Here is a 17,382-nt window from a genome sequence, read left to right on the forward strand (position 1 = left end):
GGGGCGTCGGACTCGACCCTAGGAGCGGGGGATTGCCCCGCCGTTGCCCCGCCGTTCCGGTCGCCTTACGGCTTCCTCACCGGGCCGCCCGCCCTGTGTGAGCGGGCTTTGACCCGAGTGAAACGGCCCCGGCGCGTGCGCGTCATCCGCCGCGCCTAGCGTCGAGCACGACGACCCACCGAGCCGCAGACGATCCGCCGAGCCGCAGGAGGCCCCCATGACCACGACCCTGATCCCGACCCAGGCCCGGACTTCGGCTCCGGCCCCGGCCCTGCTCGAGGCGCCCGCCCGGACCGCCGGGACCGTCTGGCACGACGTGTGCGCTCTGGACGACCTCGAACCCCTGTGGGGGGAGGCCGCCCGGGTGGTGGGCCGCCAGGTGGCCCTGTACCGGCTGGACGCCACGACGGTGCTGGCGGCCGACCACCGCGATCCGCGCACCGGTGCCTGCGTGATGGCCCGCGGCATCCTCGGCTCCCGCGGTCCGGCCGTCACGGTCGCCTCGCCGCTGCACAAGGAGGTCTACGACCTCGCGACGGGCCGGTGTCTCACCGGCGACGGCCCCGACCTGCCGGTGCACCCGGTCGAGGTGCGGGACGGCCGGGTGCACATCGGCCTGCCCGGCTGACGGCAGGTCGTCGGCGTTCTCCCAGGCGCTCCTCCGTAAGATGACCGAGTGACACGACAACACCCCTGGCGCGGCCTCCGGTGGCCGCGGCACCAGCACCGCCACCGCGGCGAACGGTCCCGGCGCGCCCGGCGCCGGCTGCGCCTGCTCGTGGCGGGCGCCCTGGCGCTGGTGGTCCTGCTCGTCGCGACGGTGGCCCTCCTGGTCGACCGGGGCGCCGAGGAGCCCCCGGAGGCCGAGGCCCCCGAGACCGTCTCGTGCGCCCGCTACGGCCTCGACGGCGTCCGGGTGACGGCCCGCGGGCCCGGCGGGCCCACGGACGGTGCCGTGCTGGACGCCCGCGTGTTCGGCCCCGGGCAGGAGCGGCAGGACCGCTTCCAGCTCGAGTTCGAGCACGAGGGCATCACGAGCTCCTACCACGTCTTCGCCGAGGGCCTCGACTGGGACCGGCCGGTGGGCGTCGTGTACCACTTCCACGGGGACGGAGCCTTCGAGTACGAGAGCCCCGAGTACACCTCCTCCTGCCTGGCCGAGGTCGCCCGGGAGCACAACATGCTGCTGGTGGTCCCGCGGACCCCCGACCGCTCGGGGGACACCACCTGGTGGGAGGAGCGGGACCACAACGGGCGGTGGTTCCGGGCGCTCGTCGACGAGCGCATCGAGCCGGAGTACGACATCGACCGCTCCCGGACCTGGCTGACCGGGTACTCCGGCGGGGCCCAGTTCATCAGCCAGGAGCTGCTGGCGGACCACATCGACCTCGTGCCCGGCGGCGGCGCGATCATGATGGGCGGCGGGCAGGCCCCGGACTCGCCCTCCGCGGAGCCCGCCCGCGAGCAGCTCGAGGAGCTGCGCCTGCGCTGGGACGTGGGCACGGAGGACGACGGCACCGATCCGCAGGCGGATTTCGACGCCCTGTCCGCGGCGTGGGACGGCCACCACTGGTACGAGGACCAGGGCTTCGAGCACGCCCGGATCCGGACCCGGGAGGGCGTGGACCACTTCGGGCTGCCGTACGCCCGCATCCTCGAGCGCATGCTCAGTGCCGCCGAGGAGCGCACGGAGGCCCAGGACGATGCCTAGAACGCGTCCCATCCGGCGTTTGCTCTTGTAAGCTGGGCGGTGCACCGGTGCACCGCGAGCCGTCGATCACGACGCCCGGACGGGCACCGGGCGCCGTGCCGGGGGGCACGGGCCGACCGATCCACGGGGGAACCGACATGTCCGCAGAACGCACGCCGCCGTCCGGGGCGTCCGCCGCCACCGGGGTCCTGCCCGGCGGGCCCGGGCCGGGCGCCCCCGAGGCACGCGGAAGGTCCCGGCGTCTCACCGGTGTCGACGCCGCCCGCGGGTTCGCCCTCTTCGGCATGGTCGCCGTGCACACGCTGCCCCTGTACAGCGAGGAGACCGGGGATCCCACGCTCACCTGGACCCTGTTCGCGGGCCACTCGTCCGCCCTGTTCGCCACTCTGGCGGGCGTGAGCCTGGCCTTCACCACGGGCGGCCGCACCCCGCACACCGGCCGCCGGCGCACGGCCTCCCGATGGGCCCAGGTCGGCCGCGCCGCGATCATCGGCCTGGTCGGCTTCCTCCTCGGGTTCCTGGTGCTGCCGTGGGACAACATCCTCGTCTACTACGGGATCTTCTTCCTGCTGGCCATTCCGTTCCTCGGCCTGCGGATCCGCTACCTGCTCCTCAGCGCCGGTCTGTTCGCGCTGATCTCGCCGTTCCTGATGCAGCTGTCCCTCGACCACCTCCCCGCCCACGTCTACGACAACCCCAGCCTGCTGGACCTCGTCCAGGACCCCGGTGGCGTCGTGGCCCACCTCTTCCTCACGGGTTCCTACCCCGCGCTGCCGTGGATGACGTTCGTGTGCACCGGGATCGCCCTGGGCCGGATGGACCTGGGGAACCGCCGGGTCCAGGCCGCTCTGGCCGCCGTGGGGGCCGCACTCGCCGCCGTCACCTGGGCCGGCTCCGCGCTCGCGCTGCGGCTGGGCGGCTATGACGCCATCGCCGGCGCGACCCCGTGGATGACCGAGTCCCAGATCGACGAGGTCATCGTCTTCGGTGCCGACCCGGAGCTGCCGACCACCACGCTGTGGTGGCTGCTCGTGCCCGGCGCGCACTCGAACACCCCGTTCTCCCTGCTCCTGAGCCTGGGCGTCGCGCTGCTCACCCTGGGCGTGTTCCTGCTGCTGCCCCGGGCGGTGGACCGGGTGCTCACTCCTCTGACGGCGATGGGGGCCATGACCTTCACCCTCTACGTGTCCCACCTGCTCGTCATGTGGCTGGAACTGTTCTGGGACGCCCCCTACCTGTGGTTCTGGGGACAGATCCTCGCCTTCGCGGTCGTGGCAATCCTCTGGCAGCGCCGTCTGGGCCAGGGGCCGCTGGAGAAGGTGGTCACCCGCTCCACCCGCGCCATCTCGCGCCGGGTCCTGGCCCGCGGCGAGGTCGCGGCAAGGAACCCGGCCCCCTGGTCCGCGACCGGAGGCGCGGACCGGCCCTAGAAACCGACGACGCCGGAGGCTGCGCACCGCCGGGATCCGTGCGGAGGGCGGCACGGCCGGGACGGCCGCTCGGTCAGAGCCCCAGCGCGGCCTCGAGCTCGCCGCGGATCCGGCCGAGCCGCTCCTGCGCCTCCGCCCGGGCCGCGGGCAGCCCGGACCGGCCGACCACCGGGGAGACCACCTCGAGGTAGCACTTGAGCTTGGGCTCCGTGCCGGACGGGCGCACGACGACCCGGGCGCCGTCCGCGGTGAGCAGGCGCAGCCCCTCGGTGGGTGGCAGCCCGGTGCCCGGGGAGGCGAGGTCCACGACCTCCACGACGTCCGAGCCGCCCAGCGCGGCCGGCGGGGCGTCCCGCAGGGCGGCCGTCATGGCCGGGATGCGGGCCAGGTCCGCGACCCGGATGCTCAGCTGGTCGGTCGCGTGCACCCCGTGGGCCAGGGCGAGGTCGTCCAGCACGTCCAGCAGGGTCCGGCCCTGCTCGCGCAGCTCGTCGGCGAGCACCGCCACGGCCACGGCCGCGCTGATCCCGTCCTTGTCCCGGACCACGTCCGGGGCCACGCAGTAGCCGAGCGCCTCCTCGTAGCCGTACACCAGCCCCGGGACGCGGGCGATCCACTTGAACCCGGTGAGCGTCTCCCGGTGCTCGATCCCGGCCGCCGCCGCGATCCGGCCCAGCAGCCGGGAGGACACGATCGAGTTGGCGAGCACGGCGCCGGCGCGGTCCGCGCACCGCGCCGCGGCGGCCTGGCCGAGCAGCACGCCGACCTCGTCGCCGCGCAGCATCCGCCAGTCCTGCCCCGGGTCGCCGGGCACCGGGACGGCCACGGCCACCCGGTCCGCGTCGGGGTCGTTGGCGAGCACTAGGTCCGCCCCCACGGAACGGGCGGTGGCCAGGGCCAGGTCGAGGGCGCCGGGCTCCTCGGGGTTGGGGAAGGCGACGGTGGGGAAGTCCGGGTCCGGCTCCGCCTGCTCGGGGACCAGGTGGACGTCGGCGAGACCGGCCCGCCGCAGGGCCTCCGTCGTCGTGCGCCCGCCCACCCCGTGCATCGGGGTCAGGACGATCCGCAGCGGCCGCCCGGCGCCCGGGTCCCCGGGGACGGCGGAGGGGACGACGGCGGGGAGCACGGCGTCGAGGTAGTCCCGCTCGACGGCGTCCGGCAGGACGGTCCAGCCGTCCTGCGCCCGGGCGATTCCCTCGACGGGGCCCACGGACTCGATCCGCTGGGCGATCATCCGGTCGTGCGGGGCCACGATCTGGCAGCCGCGCGCCTCGGGCTCCACGGCCCGGCCGCCGAGGTAGACCTTGTAGCCGTTGTCGGCCGGCGGGTTGTGGCTGGCCGTGACCATCACGCCGACCTCGGCCTCGAGGGCCCGCACCGCCCACGCGAGCACGGGGGTGGGCAGCGCCGAGGGCATCAGCAGCGTCTCGATCCCGGCGGCCGTGAACACCGCGGCGGTGTCCCGGGCGAAGACGTCGGAGGAGTGCCGGGCGTCGTAGCCGACCACCGCGCGGGGGCGCCGGGCGGAGCCCGCCGCGGCGTCCGCAGCCAGCACATGGGCGGCCAGCCCCGCGGCGGCGCGCAGCACCACCACCCGGTTCATCCGCATCGGCCCGGCGCCCATGGCCGCCCGCAGGCCCGCGGTGCCGAACTGGAGGGTGCCCGAGAAGCGGTCCGCGAGCTCCGCCCGCGCCGCGGCGTCACCCGTCGCGGCGGCCTCGACGAGGCCAGCCAGCTCAGCGCGGGTGACGGGGTCCGGGTCGGCGGCGGCCCACGCGCGCGCGGCGTCGAGGAGCTGCGGCTCGGGGCGGGGATCGGTGGTCATGGCGCGGCCTCCTGGGGACGTCCGGTGCGCCGGACCGGGATCCCGCCCCGGCCCGGGCCGGTTCAGAGCTGGGCGACGATGCGGGCGAGCAGCCCGGAGATCCGGGCGCCCGCGGCCCGCCCGGACTCGAGGACCTCCTCGTGGGAGAGCGGGGACGCGGAGATCCCGGCGGCCTGGTTGGTCACCAGCGAGATGCCGAAGACCTCCATCCCCGCGTGCCGGGCGGCGATGGCCTCCAGGGCGGTGGACATCCCGACGAGGTCGGCGCCCAGCACCCCGGCCATCCGGACCTCGGCCGGGGTCTCGTAGTGCGGGCCGGGGAACTGCGCGTAGACCCCTTCGTCGAGGGTGGGGTCGACCCCGCGGGCCAGCTCCCGCAGCCGCGGGGAGTACAGGTCGGTGAGGTCCACGAACGTGGCGCCCTCGAGCGGGGACCGGCCGGTGAGGTTGAGGTGGTCGCTGATGAGCACCGGGGTGCCGGGGCCCCAGGACGGGTTCAGCCCGCCGCAGCCGTTGGTCAGGATCATGGTGCGCGCCCCGGCGGCGGCCGCGGTGCGCACGCCGTGGACCACCGGGCGCACGCCCCGGCCCTCGTAGAAGTGGGTGCGGGCGCCGATCACCAGCGCGTGCCGGCCGGCCGCGGTGCGCACGGAGCGCAGCGTGCCCACGTGGCCCTCGAGGGCGGGCGGGGTGAACCCGGGGATCTCCGCGGCCGGGACCTCGGCGACGGTCTCGCCGATCAGCTCGGCGGCCTGCCCCCAGCCGGAGCCGAGGGTCAGGGCGATCTCGTGCGTGCGGACCCCGGTGGCCCGGCGGAGAGCCTCCGCGGCCTCCTGGGCGAGCTCGAAGGGGTCGGCCGGGTCGGCGCTGTGCTTGGTGTCCACGCGGCCCAAACTACCGCATGGTCGCGGGCCGCCCAGGCGCGGCGGGGCCGGTTCCCGCGGGAGAGCAGCACCTGCAAGAATGGCCGGGTGACTGCACACAGCGAATTCTCCATCCAGAAGCTCGTCATCATCGGGGGCGGTCCCGGCGGCTACGAGGCCGCTCTCGTCGCGGCCAGCCTCGGCGCGGACGTGACCATCGTCGAGCAGCAGGGCCTGGGCGGCTCCGCGGTGCTGACGGACGTGGTGCCCTCCAAGACGCTCATCGCCTCCGCCGACGCGATGACCCGCTTCGCCGAGGCCGCGGACCTGGGGGTGCACGTGCGCGGGGGCAGCATGGACGGCGACGAGATCAACCACCTCGGCGTGGACCTGGAGAAGGTCAACACCCGCCTGCTGCGCCTGGCGGCGTCCCAGTCCCGGGACATCAAGCGCGGGCTCGAGCGGGTGGGGGTGAAGGTGATCGCGGGCACCGGCCGGCTGCTCAGCCCCACGAGCGTGCAGGTCACCACCGAGGACGGGCTGGAGTACGCCCTCGACGCGCAGGCCGTGCTGCTGGCCGTCGGGTCCCTGCCGCGCGAGCTGCCCTCGGCGATGCCGGACGGGGAGCGGATCTTCAACTGGAAGCAGGTCTACCACCTCACCGAGGTCCCCGAGCACATGATCGTGGTCGGCTCCGGCGTGACCGGCGCGGAGTTCGCCTCGGCCTACCGGGGTCTCGGGGCCGAGGTCACCCTCGTGTCCTCCCGGGACCAGGTGCTGCCGGGGGAGGACCAGGACGCGGCGGCCGTGCTCGAGAACGTGTTCGAGCGCCGCGGCATGAACGTGCTGAGCCGCACCCGCGCCGACTCCGTGGAGCGCACCGAGAACGGGGTGGTCGCGACCCTCTCCGACGGGCGCAAGATCGCCGGCTCGCACTGCCTGCTCGCGGTCGGCGCGATCCCCGCGACCGATGACCTCGGCCTGGAGGAGGTCGGCGTGGCCCGCGCCGACTCCGGGCACATCAAGGTGGACGGCGTCTCCCGCACCACCGTGCCGGGCGTCTACGCCGTGGGCGACTGCACGGGCGTGCTCCCGCTCGCCTCCGTGGCGGCCATGCAGGGCCGGATCGCCGTGGCGCACCTCATGGGCGACGCCGTGAAGCCGCTGCGCACTCACCTGGTGGCCTCCAACATCTTCACCTCGCCCGAGATCGCCTCCGTGGGCGTGAGCGAGAAGTCCATCGAGGACGGCACCTACCAGGCGGACACCATCATGCTGAAGCTGTCCACCAACCCCCGCGCCAAGATGATGGCGGTCGAGGACGGCTTCGTGAAGATCTTCTCCCGCAAGGGCTCCGGCACGGTGATCGGTGGCGTGGTGGTGGGCCCCCGCGCCTCCGAGCTGATCTTCCCGATCTCGCTGGCCGTCACCCACAAGCTGCACGTCGACGACCTCGCCGACACCTTCACGATCTACCCGTCCCTCACGGGCTCGATCTCGGAGGCCGCCCGGCGCCTGCACGTGCACGTCTGAGTTCCGCGCCGCACGAGAACGGCCGCATCCCCGACGGGGATGCGGCCGTTCTCGTGCTGCCCGCGGGTCAGCGGCGGGTGACGACGTGCGCCATGTCGACGTCCTTGGTCTCGGGGGAGAACCAGAGCGCCACGAGGGTCAGCACGGCACCGAACGCGAGGTAGAGGCCGACGGAGCCCACGCCGTAGCCGGCGTTGAGCGAGACGGCGACGTACGGGGTGATGGCCGCGCCGAGGATGGAGGCCACGTTGTACGCGACGCCGGAGCCGGTGTAGCGCACGTTCGTGGGGAACAGCTCGGGGAGGATCGCGGACATCGAGCCGAAGGTCAGGCCCATCAGGGTCATGCCGACCGTGAGGAAGAACAGCACGCGGAGCATGCTGACGTCCTCGCCGGTGCCGACCACGGCCGGGTTCATGAGCATCCCGAAGCTGAGCCCGAAGAGCAGGATCGCCGAGGTGATGACCAGCTGCGAGCTGCGCCGGCCGAAGCGGTCGGCCACCCACCCGGAGACGGGCACCATCGCGGCGAACAGGAGCACGGAGAGCAGCTGCAGCACGAGGAAGTCCCGGTAGGGGATGCCCAGGCCGCCGTTGTCGGGGCTGCCGATGCCGTAGGAGAGGATCCAGGCGGTCATCAGGTAGAAGAGCATGTAGGTGGCCAGCATGATGAACGTGCCCTGCACGATCTGCAGCCAGGAGCTGCGGAAGGCCTCGACGATCGGGGCCTGCACCTTCTCGCCCTGGTCCAGGGCCTTCTGGAAGACCGGGGTCTCCTCGAGCTTGAACCGCACCCACAGGCCGAGCACCACCATGACCACGGAGGCCAGGAACGGGATGCGCCAGCCCCAGGTGAGGAACGGGTGGTCCGTGCCCTGGTCGGCGACCGAGACGAAGCCCATCACGAGGGTCAGCACCAGGAAGAAGCCGTTGGCCAGGATGAAGCCGAACGGGGCGCCGAGCTGCGGCCACATGGCGGCGCGCGCCCGCTTGCCCTCCTCGGCGTACTCGGTGGCCAGCAGGGCCGCACCGGACCACTCGCCGCCCAGGCCCAGGCCCTGGCAGAAGCGCAGGATCGTCAGGATGAGCGGGGCCCAGATGCCGATCGAGTAGTAGGTGGGCAGGAGGCCGATGAGGAACGTCGCGATGCCCATGGTGAGCAGGGCGCCGATCAGGGTGGCCTTGCGGCCGATCCGGTCGCCGAAGTGCCCGAAGATCACGGAGCCGATCGGGCGGGCGACGAAGGCCGCGGCGAAGGTGGCCATGGAGGCGAGCAGCTTGGCCGTCTCGTCCTCGCCCGCGAAGAACAGGGCGGGGAACACGGCCACGGCCGCGGTGGCGTAGACGTAGAAGTCGTAGAACTCGATCGTCGTGCCCACGAGGGAGGCCAGGATCACCCGGCTGCGGGGCACGCGGTCGGACAGGGGGAGCGAGGGGGCGGACGCGCCGGTGGCGTCCTGCCCGGTCACCGAAGAGGACATGGGGAAACCTCGGTCGTAGCGGTGGGCGGGGACAAGACCACGATGGTACGCGGGGGCGTCCGCATGCCGGAGACTCCGTCTCACATCCTGGAACGCCGGTCGGTCCACGGCTCGCGGACGGTGAGGGCCGCCCGGGCCTCCTCGCCGCCGGGCGCCAGCGGGAGGTCGAGGATCCGCCAGCCGGGCAGCGGGTGGCCGGGGAACCGGCCGGCACCCACCCGGTCCACGGAGGGGTCGCGGGAGAGACCGGCGCCCAGGGCCTTGAGCAGGGACTCCTTGCGGGCCCACACCCGCGCGACGGCGGCGGGCCGGCGCCGCCGCCGGGTCCGGGCGAGGCGGCGCCGCTCGGCCGGGTGCAGCACCAGGGACATCTGCTCGGCCCCGGCGGGGTCGGGGACGCGCTCCACGTCCACCCCGAGCTCCCGCGGGCCCGTGGCCAGCAGCACGTGCCCGCCGCTGGAGGACAGGGAGAAGTGCAGTCCGGGCACGGCGGGCTTGCCGTTGCGCCCGGCGGCCCCGGGCGCGGGCCCCAGGGGCACCGCGGCCGGGGCGGTCCCGAGCCGCTCGGCCAGCACGGCCCGCAGCAGGCAGCGCCGGGCGAGGAACGCCTCGCGGTCCTCCTCGCGCAGGTACCCGTCCCGGCGGGCCCGCTCCGCCGGATCCAGCCAGGAGGCCTGCACGGTGCGCGCCCACGGCACGAGGTCGGGCACGCTCGCCCGGACCAGGACCACGTCGCCCGCCCGGCGTGGCGCGGGGACCGGCACCCAGGGCGGTCCCGGGGGAGCCGTCACGGCAGGGCGCTCACGGGCCGGTCCTCACCGGGACCGGCCGGGCGCGGCGCACGCCTCGAGGTCCGCGAGCAGCCGGTCCCGGTTTCCCGCGAGCGGGTGGTGGCCCCCGGGGTACGCCCGCCGCTGCACGGGCCCGGTGGTGACCGGCAGCCAGGCGTCCATGCCGGCCGCGTCCACGGTGTCGTCCTCCGTGCCGCGCAGCAGCAGCAGGGGCGCCCGGACCGGGGCGGGGAGCCGGTCGTGAGCCGTCGAGAGCCGCAGGTCCGCGCGCAGGGCCGGCAGCTGCAGGGCCAGCAGCTCGGGGTTCGCCAGCACCGCCTCGGGAGTGCCGCCCAGCCGCCGCAGCCACCGGGCGAGCGCGTCGTCCGCGCCCGGGTCGCCGGGGTCGAGCCCGGCCCGCAGGTCCTCGTCCTCGACGTCCACGGCACCGGGGGCGGTCTTGGCGGACAGCGCGAGCAGCGCCACCCGGACGCCCTCCCGGTGCTCGAGCCGCGAGGCGAGCTCGACCGCCACGGAAGCACCCATGCTGTGGCCCAGCACCACGAGCGGGACGTCCGGGGACGCCGCCGTGGAGGCCCAGGGGGCGGCGGCCACGGCCTCGGCCGCCTCCGCGGCGAGGCCGGCCACCGAGCTGGCCGGCGGCTCCCGGAAGCGGTTCTCCCGGCCGGGGTACTGGACGCCCAGCACGTGCACGTCCTCGCGGACCAGGAAGCGCCAGTAGCCGGCGGCCGCGCCGGAGGGCGGGCAGCAGAGCACCCGCAGCCGGGGGGCCCGGGCGGGGGCGCCGCTGCGCAGCCGGTCCTGCGCGGAGAGGTCCACGAGGCAGCGCACGGGGGAGCCGGTCGGTCGGGTGCTCATCGGGGCCGGGCTCGGGCGCGTCAGGAGATGGTGGCCAGGACGGCGCCGGCGGAGACGGTGTCGCCGGGGCTCACGGAGAGCCCCGAGACCGTGCCCGACTTGTGGGCGGTCAGCGGCTGCTCCATCTTCATGGCCTCGAGCACCAGCACGAGATCGCCCTCGGCCACCTCGTCCCCGTTGTCCACCGCGATCTTCACGATGGTCCCCTGCATCGGGGAGCTCAGGCTGTCGCCGCTCGCCGCGGCGGTGCCGCCGCCGCGCGCGGAGCGGGACTTGCGGGGCTTGGCGGCGGTCCCGTTGGGCTTGGCCGTGCCGGGCAGGGCGGGCAGGACCACCTCGAGGCGCTTGCCGGAGACCTCGACGACGATCGCCTGGCGCTCCTCGGCCTCGGGCCCGGCCTGCGGGACGCCCTCGAAGGGCGGGATGGTGTTGTCGAACTCCGTCTCGATCCACCGCGTGTGCACGGAGAACGGGGCGCCGTCCGCGGGGGCGAACGCCGGGTCGGCGACGACGGCGCGGTGGAAGGGGACCACGGTGGGCATGCCCTCGATGCGCAGCTCCGCCAGCGCCCGGCGGGAGCGCTCGAGCGCCTGCTGCCGGGTGGTCCCGGTGACGATGAGCTTGGCGAGCATGGAGTCGAAGTTCCCGCCCACGGTCTCGCCGGCCTGCACGCCGGAGTCCACGCGCACGCCGGGACCGCCGGGCAGGTCGAGGGCGGCGATGGTGCCGGGGGAGGGCATGAAGTGCCGTCCCGGGTCCTCGCCGTTGATGCGGAACTCGATCGAGTGGCCGCGGACCTCGGGGTCGTCGTAGCCGAGGGCCTCGCCGCGGGCCAGCCGGAACTGCTCCCGCACCAGGTCGATGCCCGTGACCTCCTCGGACACGGGGTGCTCCACCTGCAGGCGGGTGTTGACCTCCAGGAACGTGATCGTGCCGTCCTGGCCCACCAGGAACTCGCACGTGCCCGCGCCCTGGTAGCCGGCCTCGCGCAGGATCGCCTTCGAGGAGGCGTAGAGCAGGCGGTTCTGCTCCTCGGACAGGAACGGCGCCGGCGCCTCCTCCACGAGCTTCTGGTTGCGCCGCTGCAGGGAGCAGTCGCGGGTGGAGACGACCACCACGTTGCCGTGGGCGTCGGCCAGGCACTGGGTCTCGACGTGCCGCGGGGCGTCCAGGAAGCGCTCCACGAAGCAGTCGCCGCGGCCGAACGCCGCGGTGGCCTCGCGCACGGCGGACTCGTAGAGCTCCGGGATGTCGTCGCGGCTGCGGACCACCTTGATGCCGCGGCCGCCGCCGCCGAACGCGGCCTTGATGGCCAGGGGCAGCCCGTGCTCGTCGCCGAACGCGAGGACCTCCTCGGCGGAGCCGACCGGGTCGGTGGTGCCGGGAACCTGCGGGGCGCCGACCTTCTCCGCGATGTGGCGGGCGGCCACCTTGTCGCCGAGCTTGGCGATGGCCGCGGGCGGGGGCCCGATCCAGGTCAGCCCGGCCTCGAGCACGGCCAGGGCGAACTCGGCGTTCTCGGACAGGAAGCCGTAGCCGGGGTGCACGGCGTCGGCGCCCGAGCGGGCGGCGACGTCTAGGATCTTGTCGATCACGAGGTACGAGTCCGCGGCGGTGGATCCGCCCAGCCCGTACGCCTCGTCCGCCGTGCGGGCGTGCAGGGCGTCCCGGTCCGGGTCGGCGTACACGGCCACGGAGGCGATGCCCTCGTCGCGGGCGGCGCGGATCACGCGCACCGCGATCTCGCCGCGGTTGGCGACGAGCACCTTGGTGATGGGGCGGATGGCGCCGTCCGCGGGGTTCTTACCGGTCACGTCTCACTCCTTGTCGAATCCTCCGATGCACTGTATTCCCCGTCGTGAGCAATCGCCCAACCACCCGGCGGCGGACCGGAAATGCGACGCCGTTTCTGTAGGAGTCCTACAAAGCGCAGGGCGGTCCCGGCGGGGAGCGGTCCTCAGCGGGCGGTGGTCCACAGCTCGGGCACGCCGACGCCCGCCCGGCCGAGCAGCGTGCGCAGGGTGCTGAGGCTCAGGCCGACGACGGCGTGCACGTCGCCCTCCACCCGCTCCACGAACGCCGCGCCGAGCGAGTCGATGGTGAAGGACCCGGCCACCTCGAGGGGCTCGCCGGTGGCCACGTAGGCCGCGACCTCGTCGTCGGACATCTGCGCGAAGAAGACCTCGGCGCTGGCGGGGGCGCCGCCGCTCCAGCCGGTCCCGCCGTCCGCCGGGCTGCGCGTGTCCACGAGCCAGTGGCCCGTGTGGAGCACCCCCGAGCGCCCGCGCATGGCCCGGATCCGGGCGGTCGCCGTCGCGGCGTCCAGGGGCTTGCCGTGCACCTCGCCGTCGAGCTCGAAGACCGAGTCGCAGCCCACCACGAGGGCGCCGGCGGCCTCGGGCAGCGCCGCCACGGCCTCCGCCTTGGCCCGGGCCAGGACCATCGCGGTCTCCTCGGCGCCGGTCACCCCGCGCTCCCGGACCACGGCGTCCTCGTCCACGTCGGAGACGAGCCGGTCGTGGCCGATCCCGGCGTCGGCCAGCAGCTTGGTGCGGGCGGGGGAGCGGGAGGCGAGGACGAGGCGGGGAGTCACCGTCCCAGGATACGCAGGGCGTACGCGCGAGGTCGCGATCGGCTCTGACCGCGCGCGAGGGGCCGCGTCCTGCTGGTGAGACGTTCTCTCACCGACAGGACGCGACCCCTCGCGATCGCCCGGGACAGGACGCGACACCTCGCGTCCGCCCGGCTCAGTACTCGACGACCACGCGGCCCTCGATCTTGCCCTTCTCCATCTCGTCGAGGATCGCGTTGACGTCCTCGAGCGGACGGGTGCTGTAGGTCGGGTGGATCAGACCGCGCGCGTAGAAGTCGAGGGCCTCGACCATGTCCTGGCGCGTGCCCACGATCGACCCGCGGATGGTCAGGCCCTTGAGCACGATGTCGAAGATCGGCGCCGGGAAGTCCCCGGGCGGCAGGCCGTTGAACACGATCGTCCCGCCGCGGCGGACCATGCCGATCGCCTGGCCGAACGCGGCCGGGTGCACGGCGGTCACCAGCACGGCGTCCGCGCCGCCCGGGATCTGCGCGAGCACGGCCTCGGCCGGGTCCTCCGCGAACGCGTTGACGGTGATCTCCGCGCCGTGCTTGCGGGCGAGGGCCAGCTTGTCGTCGGCGACGTCGACCGCCGCGACCCGCAGGCCCATGGCCACCGCGTACTGCACGGCCAGATGCCCCAGGCCGCCGATGCCGGAGATCACCACCCACTCCCCGGGCCGCGCCTCGGTCATCTTCAGGCCCTTGTAGACGGTGACCCCGGCGCACAGCACCGGCGCCACCTCGTACGGGTCGGCGCCCGCGGGGATCTGCGCGGCGAAGCGGGCGTCCACCAGCATGTACTGGCCGAAGGACCCGTCGATGCTGTAGCCGCCGTTGACCTGCTCCTCGCACAGCGTCTCCCAGCCGGTGCGGCAGTTGCGGCAGTGCCCGCACGCCGAGGCCAGCCAGGCGTTGCCCACGAGGTCGCCCTCCTGCACCTCCGTGACGCCCGGGCCGAGGGCCACGACCGTGCCCACGCCCTCGTGGCCCGGGACGAAGGGCGGGGTGGGCTGGACCGGCCAGTCGCCGTGGGCGGCGTGCAGGTCGGTGTGGCACACACCGGTCGAGATCAGCTTGACGAGGACCTGGCCGGGGCCGGGCTCGGGGACCGGGAGGTCCTGGACCTCGAGGGGCTGCCCGAAGGCGGTGACGACGGCGGCGGTCATGGTGCGGGGGACCGCGGTGGCCGCGGACTCCTGGACGGTCGGGGCTTGCTGGGCGTTCATTGTGCTCCTCCTGGAACGGGACGGACGGTCGGGACGGGTGAGGGCGGTTTAGAAGAAGCCCTGGGCATCCTCGGAGTAGGAGACCAGCAGGTTCTTGGTCTGCTGGTAGTGGTCCAGCATCATGAGGTGGTTCTCGCGGCCGATGCCCGAGGACTTGTAGCCGCCGAACGCGGAGTGGGCGGGGTAGTTGTGGTACTGGTTCACCCACACGCGCCCGGCCTGGATGTCGCGGCCGGCGCGGTAGGCCAGGTTTCCGTTGCGGGCCCAGACCCCGGCGCCGAGGCCGTAGAGGGTGTCGTTGGCGGTGGCCATGGCGTCGGCGTAGTCGGCGAAGCGGGTGACCGACAGGACGGGCCCGAAGATCTCCTCCTGGAAGATGCGCATCGAGTTCTCGCCCTCGAACACCGTGGGGGAGACGTAGAAGCCCTCGGCGAGGTCCCCGTCCAGGACGTTGCGCTCGCCGCCCACGAGGACCTTCGCGCCCTCCTGCCGGCCGATGTCGATGTAGGAGAGGATCTTCTGCAGCTGGTCGTTGGAGGCCTGCGCCCCGACCTGGGTGTCGAGGTCCAGCGGGTTGCCCTGGACCATGCCCTTGACGCGCTCCACGCCGTCGGCGAGCAGCCGGTCGTAGATCGAGCCCTGGATCAGGGCGCGCGAGGGGCAGGTGCAGACCTCGCCCTGGTTGAGGGCGAAGAACGCGAAGCCCTCCAGCGCCTTGTCGTAGAAGGAGTCCTGCGCGGCGGCGACGTCCTCGAAGAAGATGTTCGGGGACTTCCCGCCCAGCTCCAGGGTCACCGGGATGATGTTCTGCGAGGCGTACTGCATGATGAGCCGGCCGGTGGTGGTCTCGCCGGTGAAGGCGATCTTGCGGATCCGCGGGCTCGAGGCCAGCGGCTTGCCGGCCTCCACGCCGAAGCCGTTGACCACGTTGACCACGCCCGGCGGCAGGATGTCCGCGAGCAGCTCCATGAGCACCATGATCGAGGCCGGGGTCTGCTCGGCCGGCTTGAGGACGACGGCGTTGCCCGCGGCGAGGGCCGGGGCCAGCTTCCACACGCCCATGAGGATCGGGAAGTTCCAGGGAATGATCTGGCCGACCACGCCCAGGGGCTCGTGGAAGTGGTAGGACGTCGTGTTGTCGTCGAGCTGGGAGAGGGTGCCCTCCTGGGCGCGGATGGCCCCGGCGAAGTAGCGGAAGTGGTCGATGGCCAGGGCGATGTCCGCGTTGATGGTCTCGCGCACGGGCTTGCCGTTGTCCCAGGTCTCGGCCACGGCGAGCATCTCGAGGTTCTGCTCCATCCGGTCCGCGATCCGGTGCAGCACGAGCGCCCGCTCCGCCACGGGGGTCTTGCCCCAGGCCGGGGCGGCGGCCCACGCGGCGTCCAGCGCGGCGTCGATGTCCTCGGCGGTGCCCCGGGCCACCTCGGTGAAGGGCTTGCCGTTGACCGGGGAGATGTTCTCGAAGTACCGGCCCTGCACGGGCGGCACCCACTGCCCGCCGATCCAGTGCTCGTAGCGGGGCTTGAAGCTGACCTTGGAGCCCTCGGTGCCGGGCTGGGCGTAGACGGTGGTGAGGGACTGGGTTTCGACGCTCATGGTGACCTGCTCCTTGTGCGGGACGGTGCTGCCGGCACGGGCGCGGACCCCTCGGGTCCGGACCGGCCTGTGATGCAGCTCACGCTACGCAGGGCCACGTTGCACGCACGTTGCACCGGGTACCGGGGCAGGTCAGCGGCGCAGCCGCTCCAGCTCGAGCACCGCCCGGGCGCGGGCGGGGGAGCGGGCCGGCAGGAGGCGCAGCAGCAGCGCCCACGCCTCGGCGTCGTCGGCGGCCTCCGGCAGCGTCAGGTACTCGCGCACGGCCTCGGCCGAGCCGTCGGCCAGGACGGCCTCGCGCAGCAGCCCGGTGACGCGGTGGCGCAGCGCCACGACGGACGGCGCCTCGGAGCGCGGCAGCAGCGCCCCGGTGTACTCCCGCAGCGCCCGCCGGTGGGAGCCCCGGGCCAGCAGCTCGAGCACCCGGCCCGCGTCCGAGACCAGCGGCGACTCGAGCCGGTAGGGCCGCGAGGCGATCGCCGGGCCGCCCCGGGGCTCCAGCAGGCGGCGCAGCCGCAGCACCTCGGCCCGGACCGTGGTCTCCTGCGCCCGGCCGGCCCACAGCTGCACCGACAGCTCCGCGGTGCTCAGCCCGGCCGCGGCACAGGAGAGCGCGAGGAGGATCTCGGCGTGGCGCTCGGTCAGCTCCAGGGCCCGCCCGTCCAGGAGCAGCGCGGGCGGGGCGTCGCCCAGCACGCGCAGGAACGCTCCGGCGGCCGGGGCGGCGGCGCGGCCCGCCGCGGGGGACGGCCCCCGGTCCGGGGCTGCGGAGCGCAGGGCCAGGGCCAGCTCGGCCCGGGCGGCGCGCACCGCCGCGCCGACCAGCGCCCGCGTGGCCGGGTCCGCGGCGGCGTCCCCGCCGGTGAGGTCCACCGCCCCGAGCAGCGCCCCTGTCCCGGGGTGCAGCAGCGGGGCCGCCGTGCAGGACCACGGCCGGGCCTCGGGGTAGAAGTGCTGGTCGCGGTGCACGGTCACCGGTCGGCGCAGGACCAGGGCCGTGCCGGGGGCGTTGGTGCCCACCGCCGGCTCGGACCAGTCGGCGCCCTCGACGAAGCCCATCGCCTCGGCGCGCCGCCGTGTCGCGGCGCTGCCGCGGACCTGCAGGAGCACCCCCCGGGGGTCCGTCACGGCCACGACCAGCCCGGTGTCCTCGGCCAGGGGGGTGAGCAGCTCGTCGAGCACGGGCATCAGCATCCGCAGCGGGGCCCGGGCCTCCCGGACGTCGGTGCGGTCCAGCACCACCTGCGGGGTGCAGCGCTCGGGCGCCGCGAGATGGCTCAGCGAGCGGGCCCAGGACAGGCGCAGCTGCGGGTCCGCCGTCGTCGGTCCGTCCGTCGTCACGCCCTCGCGCCCTCCCCTGCTCGCTCCTGTGACGCAGCTCTCACGCCGCTCCTCAGGATAGCCCGGGACGCGCCCGGGAACGGCGCGGGGCGGGGAACCGCCGGAATGCGTCGGGCACTCCTCGGGTTCCCCG

14 protein-coding genes are annotated in these 17,382 nt (G+C 74.3%); 4 read left to right on the forward strand and 10 right to left on the reverse strand.

Going from position 1 to position 17,382, the window contains the following annotated elements:
* The first annotated feature begins 217 nt into the window (after positions 1-217).
* The 3 genes from nirD (at position 218) to AVL61_RS05825 (ending at position 3,141) form a co-directional block, all read left to right on the forward strand.
* Entirely contained in the window at positions 218-628 is a 411-nt protein-coding gene (gene nirD, locus AVL61_RS05815; RefSeq protein ID WP_058873421.1) for a nitrite reductase small subunit NirD, read from the forward strand.
* 48 nt (positions 629-676) lie between these two features.
* On the forward strand, positions 677-1,711 hold the full coding sequence (locus AVL61_RS05820; protein WP_058873422.1) for an alpha/beta hydrolase family protein: 1,035 nt from the start codon (positions 677-679) through the stop codon (positions 1,709-1,711).
* 137 nt (positions 1,712-1,848) lie between these two features.
* Positions 1,849-3,141 carry a heparan-alpha-glucosaminide N-acetyltransferase domain-containing protein gene (locus AVL61_RS05825; protein ID WP_058873423.1) on the forward strand — a complete coding sequence of 431 codons (1,293 nt, stop codon included), beginning with the start codon at positions 1,849-1,851 and terminating at the stop codon, positions 3,139-3,141.
* A 73-nt stretch (positions 3,142-3,214) separates the two neighbouring features.
* Here the strand turns inward: AVL61_RS05825 and AVL61_RS05830 are convergent, their stop codons facing one another.
* Positions 3,215-4,966, reverse strand: coding sequence for a phospho-sugar mutase (locus AVL61_RS05830; protein ID WP_058873424.1), 1,752 nt, complete (start codon positions 4,964-4,966; stop codon positions 3,215-3,217).
* 62 nt (positions 4,967-5,028) lie between these two features.
* Positions 5,029-5,850 (reverse strand): purine-nucleoside phosphorylase, encoded by an 822-nt coding sequence (locus AVL61_RS05835; RefSeq protein ID WP_058873425.1) that lies wholly within the window; start codon positions 5,848-5,850, stop codon positions 5,029-5,031.
* 87 nt (positions 5,851-5,937) lie between these two features.
* Between AVL61_RS05835 and AVL61_RS05840 the strand changes: the two genes are divergently transcribed.
* Positions 5,938-7,362, forward strand: coding sequence for an NAD(P)H-quinone dehydrogenase (locus AVL61_RS05840; RefSeq protein ID WP_058873426.1), 1,425 nt, complete (start codon positions 5,938-5,940; stop codon positions 7,360-7,362).
* Positions 7,363-7,429: 67 nt separating this feature from the next.
* Here the strand turns inward: AVL61_RS05840 and AVL61_RS05845 are convergent, their stop codons facing one another.
* From AVL61_RS05845 to AVL61_RS05880, 8 genes are all read right to left on the reverse strand, one after another.
* Positions 7,430-8,842 carry an MFS transporter gene (locus AVL61_RS05845; protein ID WP_058873427.1) on the reverse strand — a complete coding sequence of 471 codons (1,413 nt, stop codon included), beginning with the start codon at positions 8,840-8,842 and terminating at the stop codon, positions 7,430-7,432.
* Between the two features lie 80 nt (positions 8,843-8,922).
* A complete protein-coding gene (locus tag AVL61_RS05850) occupies positions 8,923-9,633 on the reverse strand; it encodes a 4'-phosphopantetheinyl transferase family protein (RefSeq protein WP_082696997.1) in 711 nt (236 codons plus the stop codon).
* Positions 9,634-9,657: 24 nt separating this feature from the next.
* Positions 9,658-10,491, reverse strand: coding sequence for a thioesterase II family protein (locus tag AVL61_RS05855; protein ID WP_058873429.1), 834 nt, complete (start codon positions 10,489-10,491; stop codon positions 9,658-9,660).
* A 20-nt stretch (positions 10,492-10,511) separates the two neighbouring features.
* Positions 10,512-12,305: an acetyl/propionyl/methylcrotonyl-CoA carboxylase subunit alpha gene (locus AVL61_RS05860; protein ID WP_058873430.1), complete on the reverse strand. Its 1,794-nt coding sequence runs from the start codon at positions 12,303-12,305 to the stop codon at positions 10,512-10,514.
* Positions 12,306-12,448: 143 nt separating this feature from the next.
* Positions 12,449-13,084 carry a Maf family protein gene (locus AVL61_RS05865; protein WP_058873431.1) on the reverse strand — a complete coding sequence of 212 codons (636 nt, stop codon included), beginning with the start codon at positions 13,082-13,084 and terminating at the stop codon, positions 12,449-12,451.
* A 154-nt stretch (positions 13,085-13,238) separates the two neighbouring features.
* Positions 13,239-14,312, reverse strand: a complete 1,074-nt coding sequence (gene adhP / locus AVL61_RS05870; RefSeq protein WP_058873432.1) for an alcohol dehydrogenase AdhP — start codon at positions 14,310-14,312, stop codon at positions 13,239-13,241.
* A gap of 48 nt (positions 14,313-14,360) precedes the next feature.
* On the reverse strand, positions 14,361-15,908 hold the full coding sequence (gene exaC / locus AVL61_RS05875) for an acetaldehyde dehydrogenase ExaC (protein ID WP_058873433.1): 1,548 nt from the start codon (positions 15,906-15,908) through the stop codon (positions 14,361-14,363).
* Positions 15,909-16,040: 132 nt separating this feature from the next.
* Entirely contained in the window at positions 16,041-17,249 is a 1,209-nt protein-coding gene (locus AVL61_RS05880; protein WP_058873434.1) for a sigma-54-dependent transcriptional regulator family protein, read from the reverse strand.
* Positions 17,250-17,382 lie beyond the last annotated feature (133 nt).

The organism is Kocuria rosea subsp. polaris (assembly GCF_001483755.1).
Taxonomy (GTDB): Bacteria; Actinomycetota; Actinomycetes; order Actinomycetales; family Micrococcaceae; genus Kocuria; species Kocuria cellulosilytica.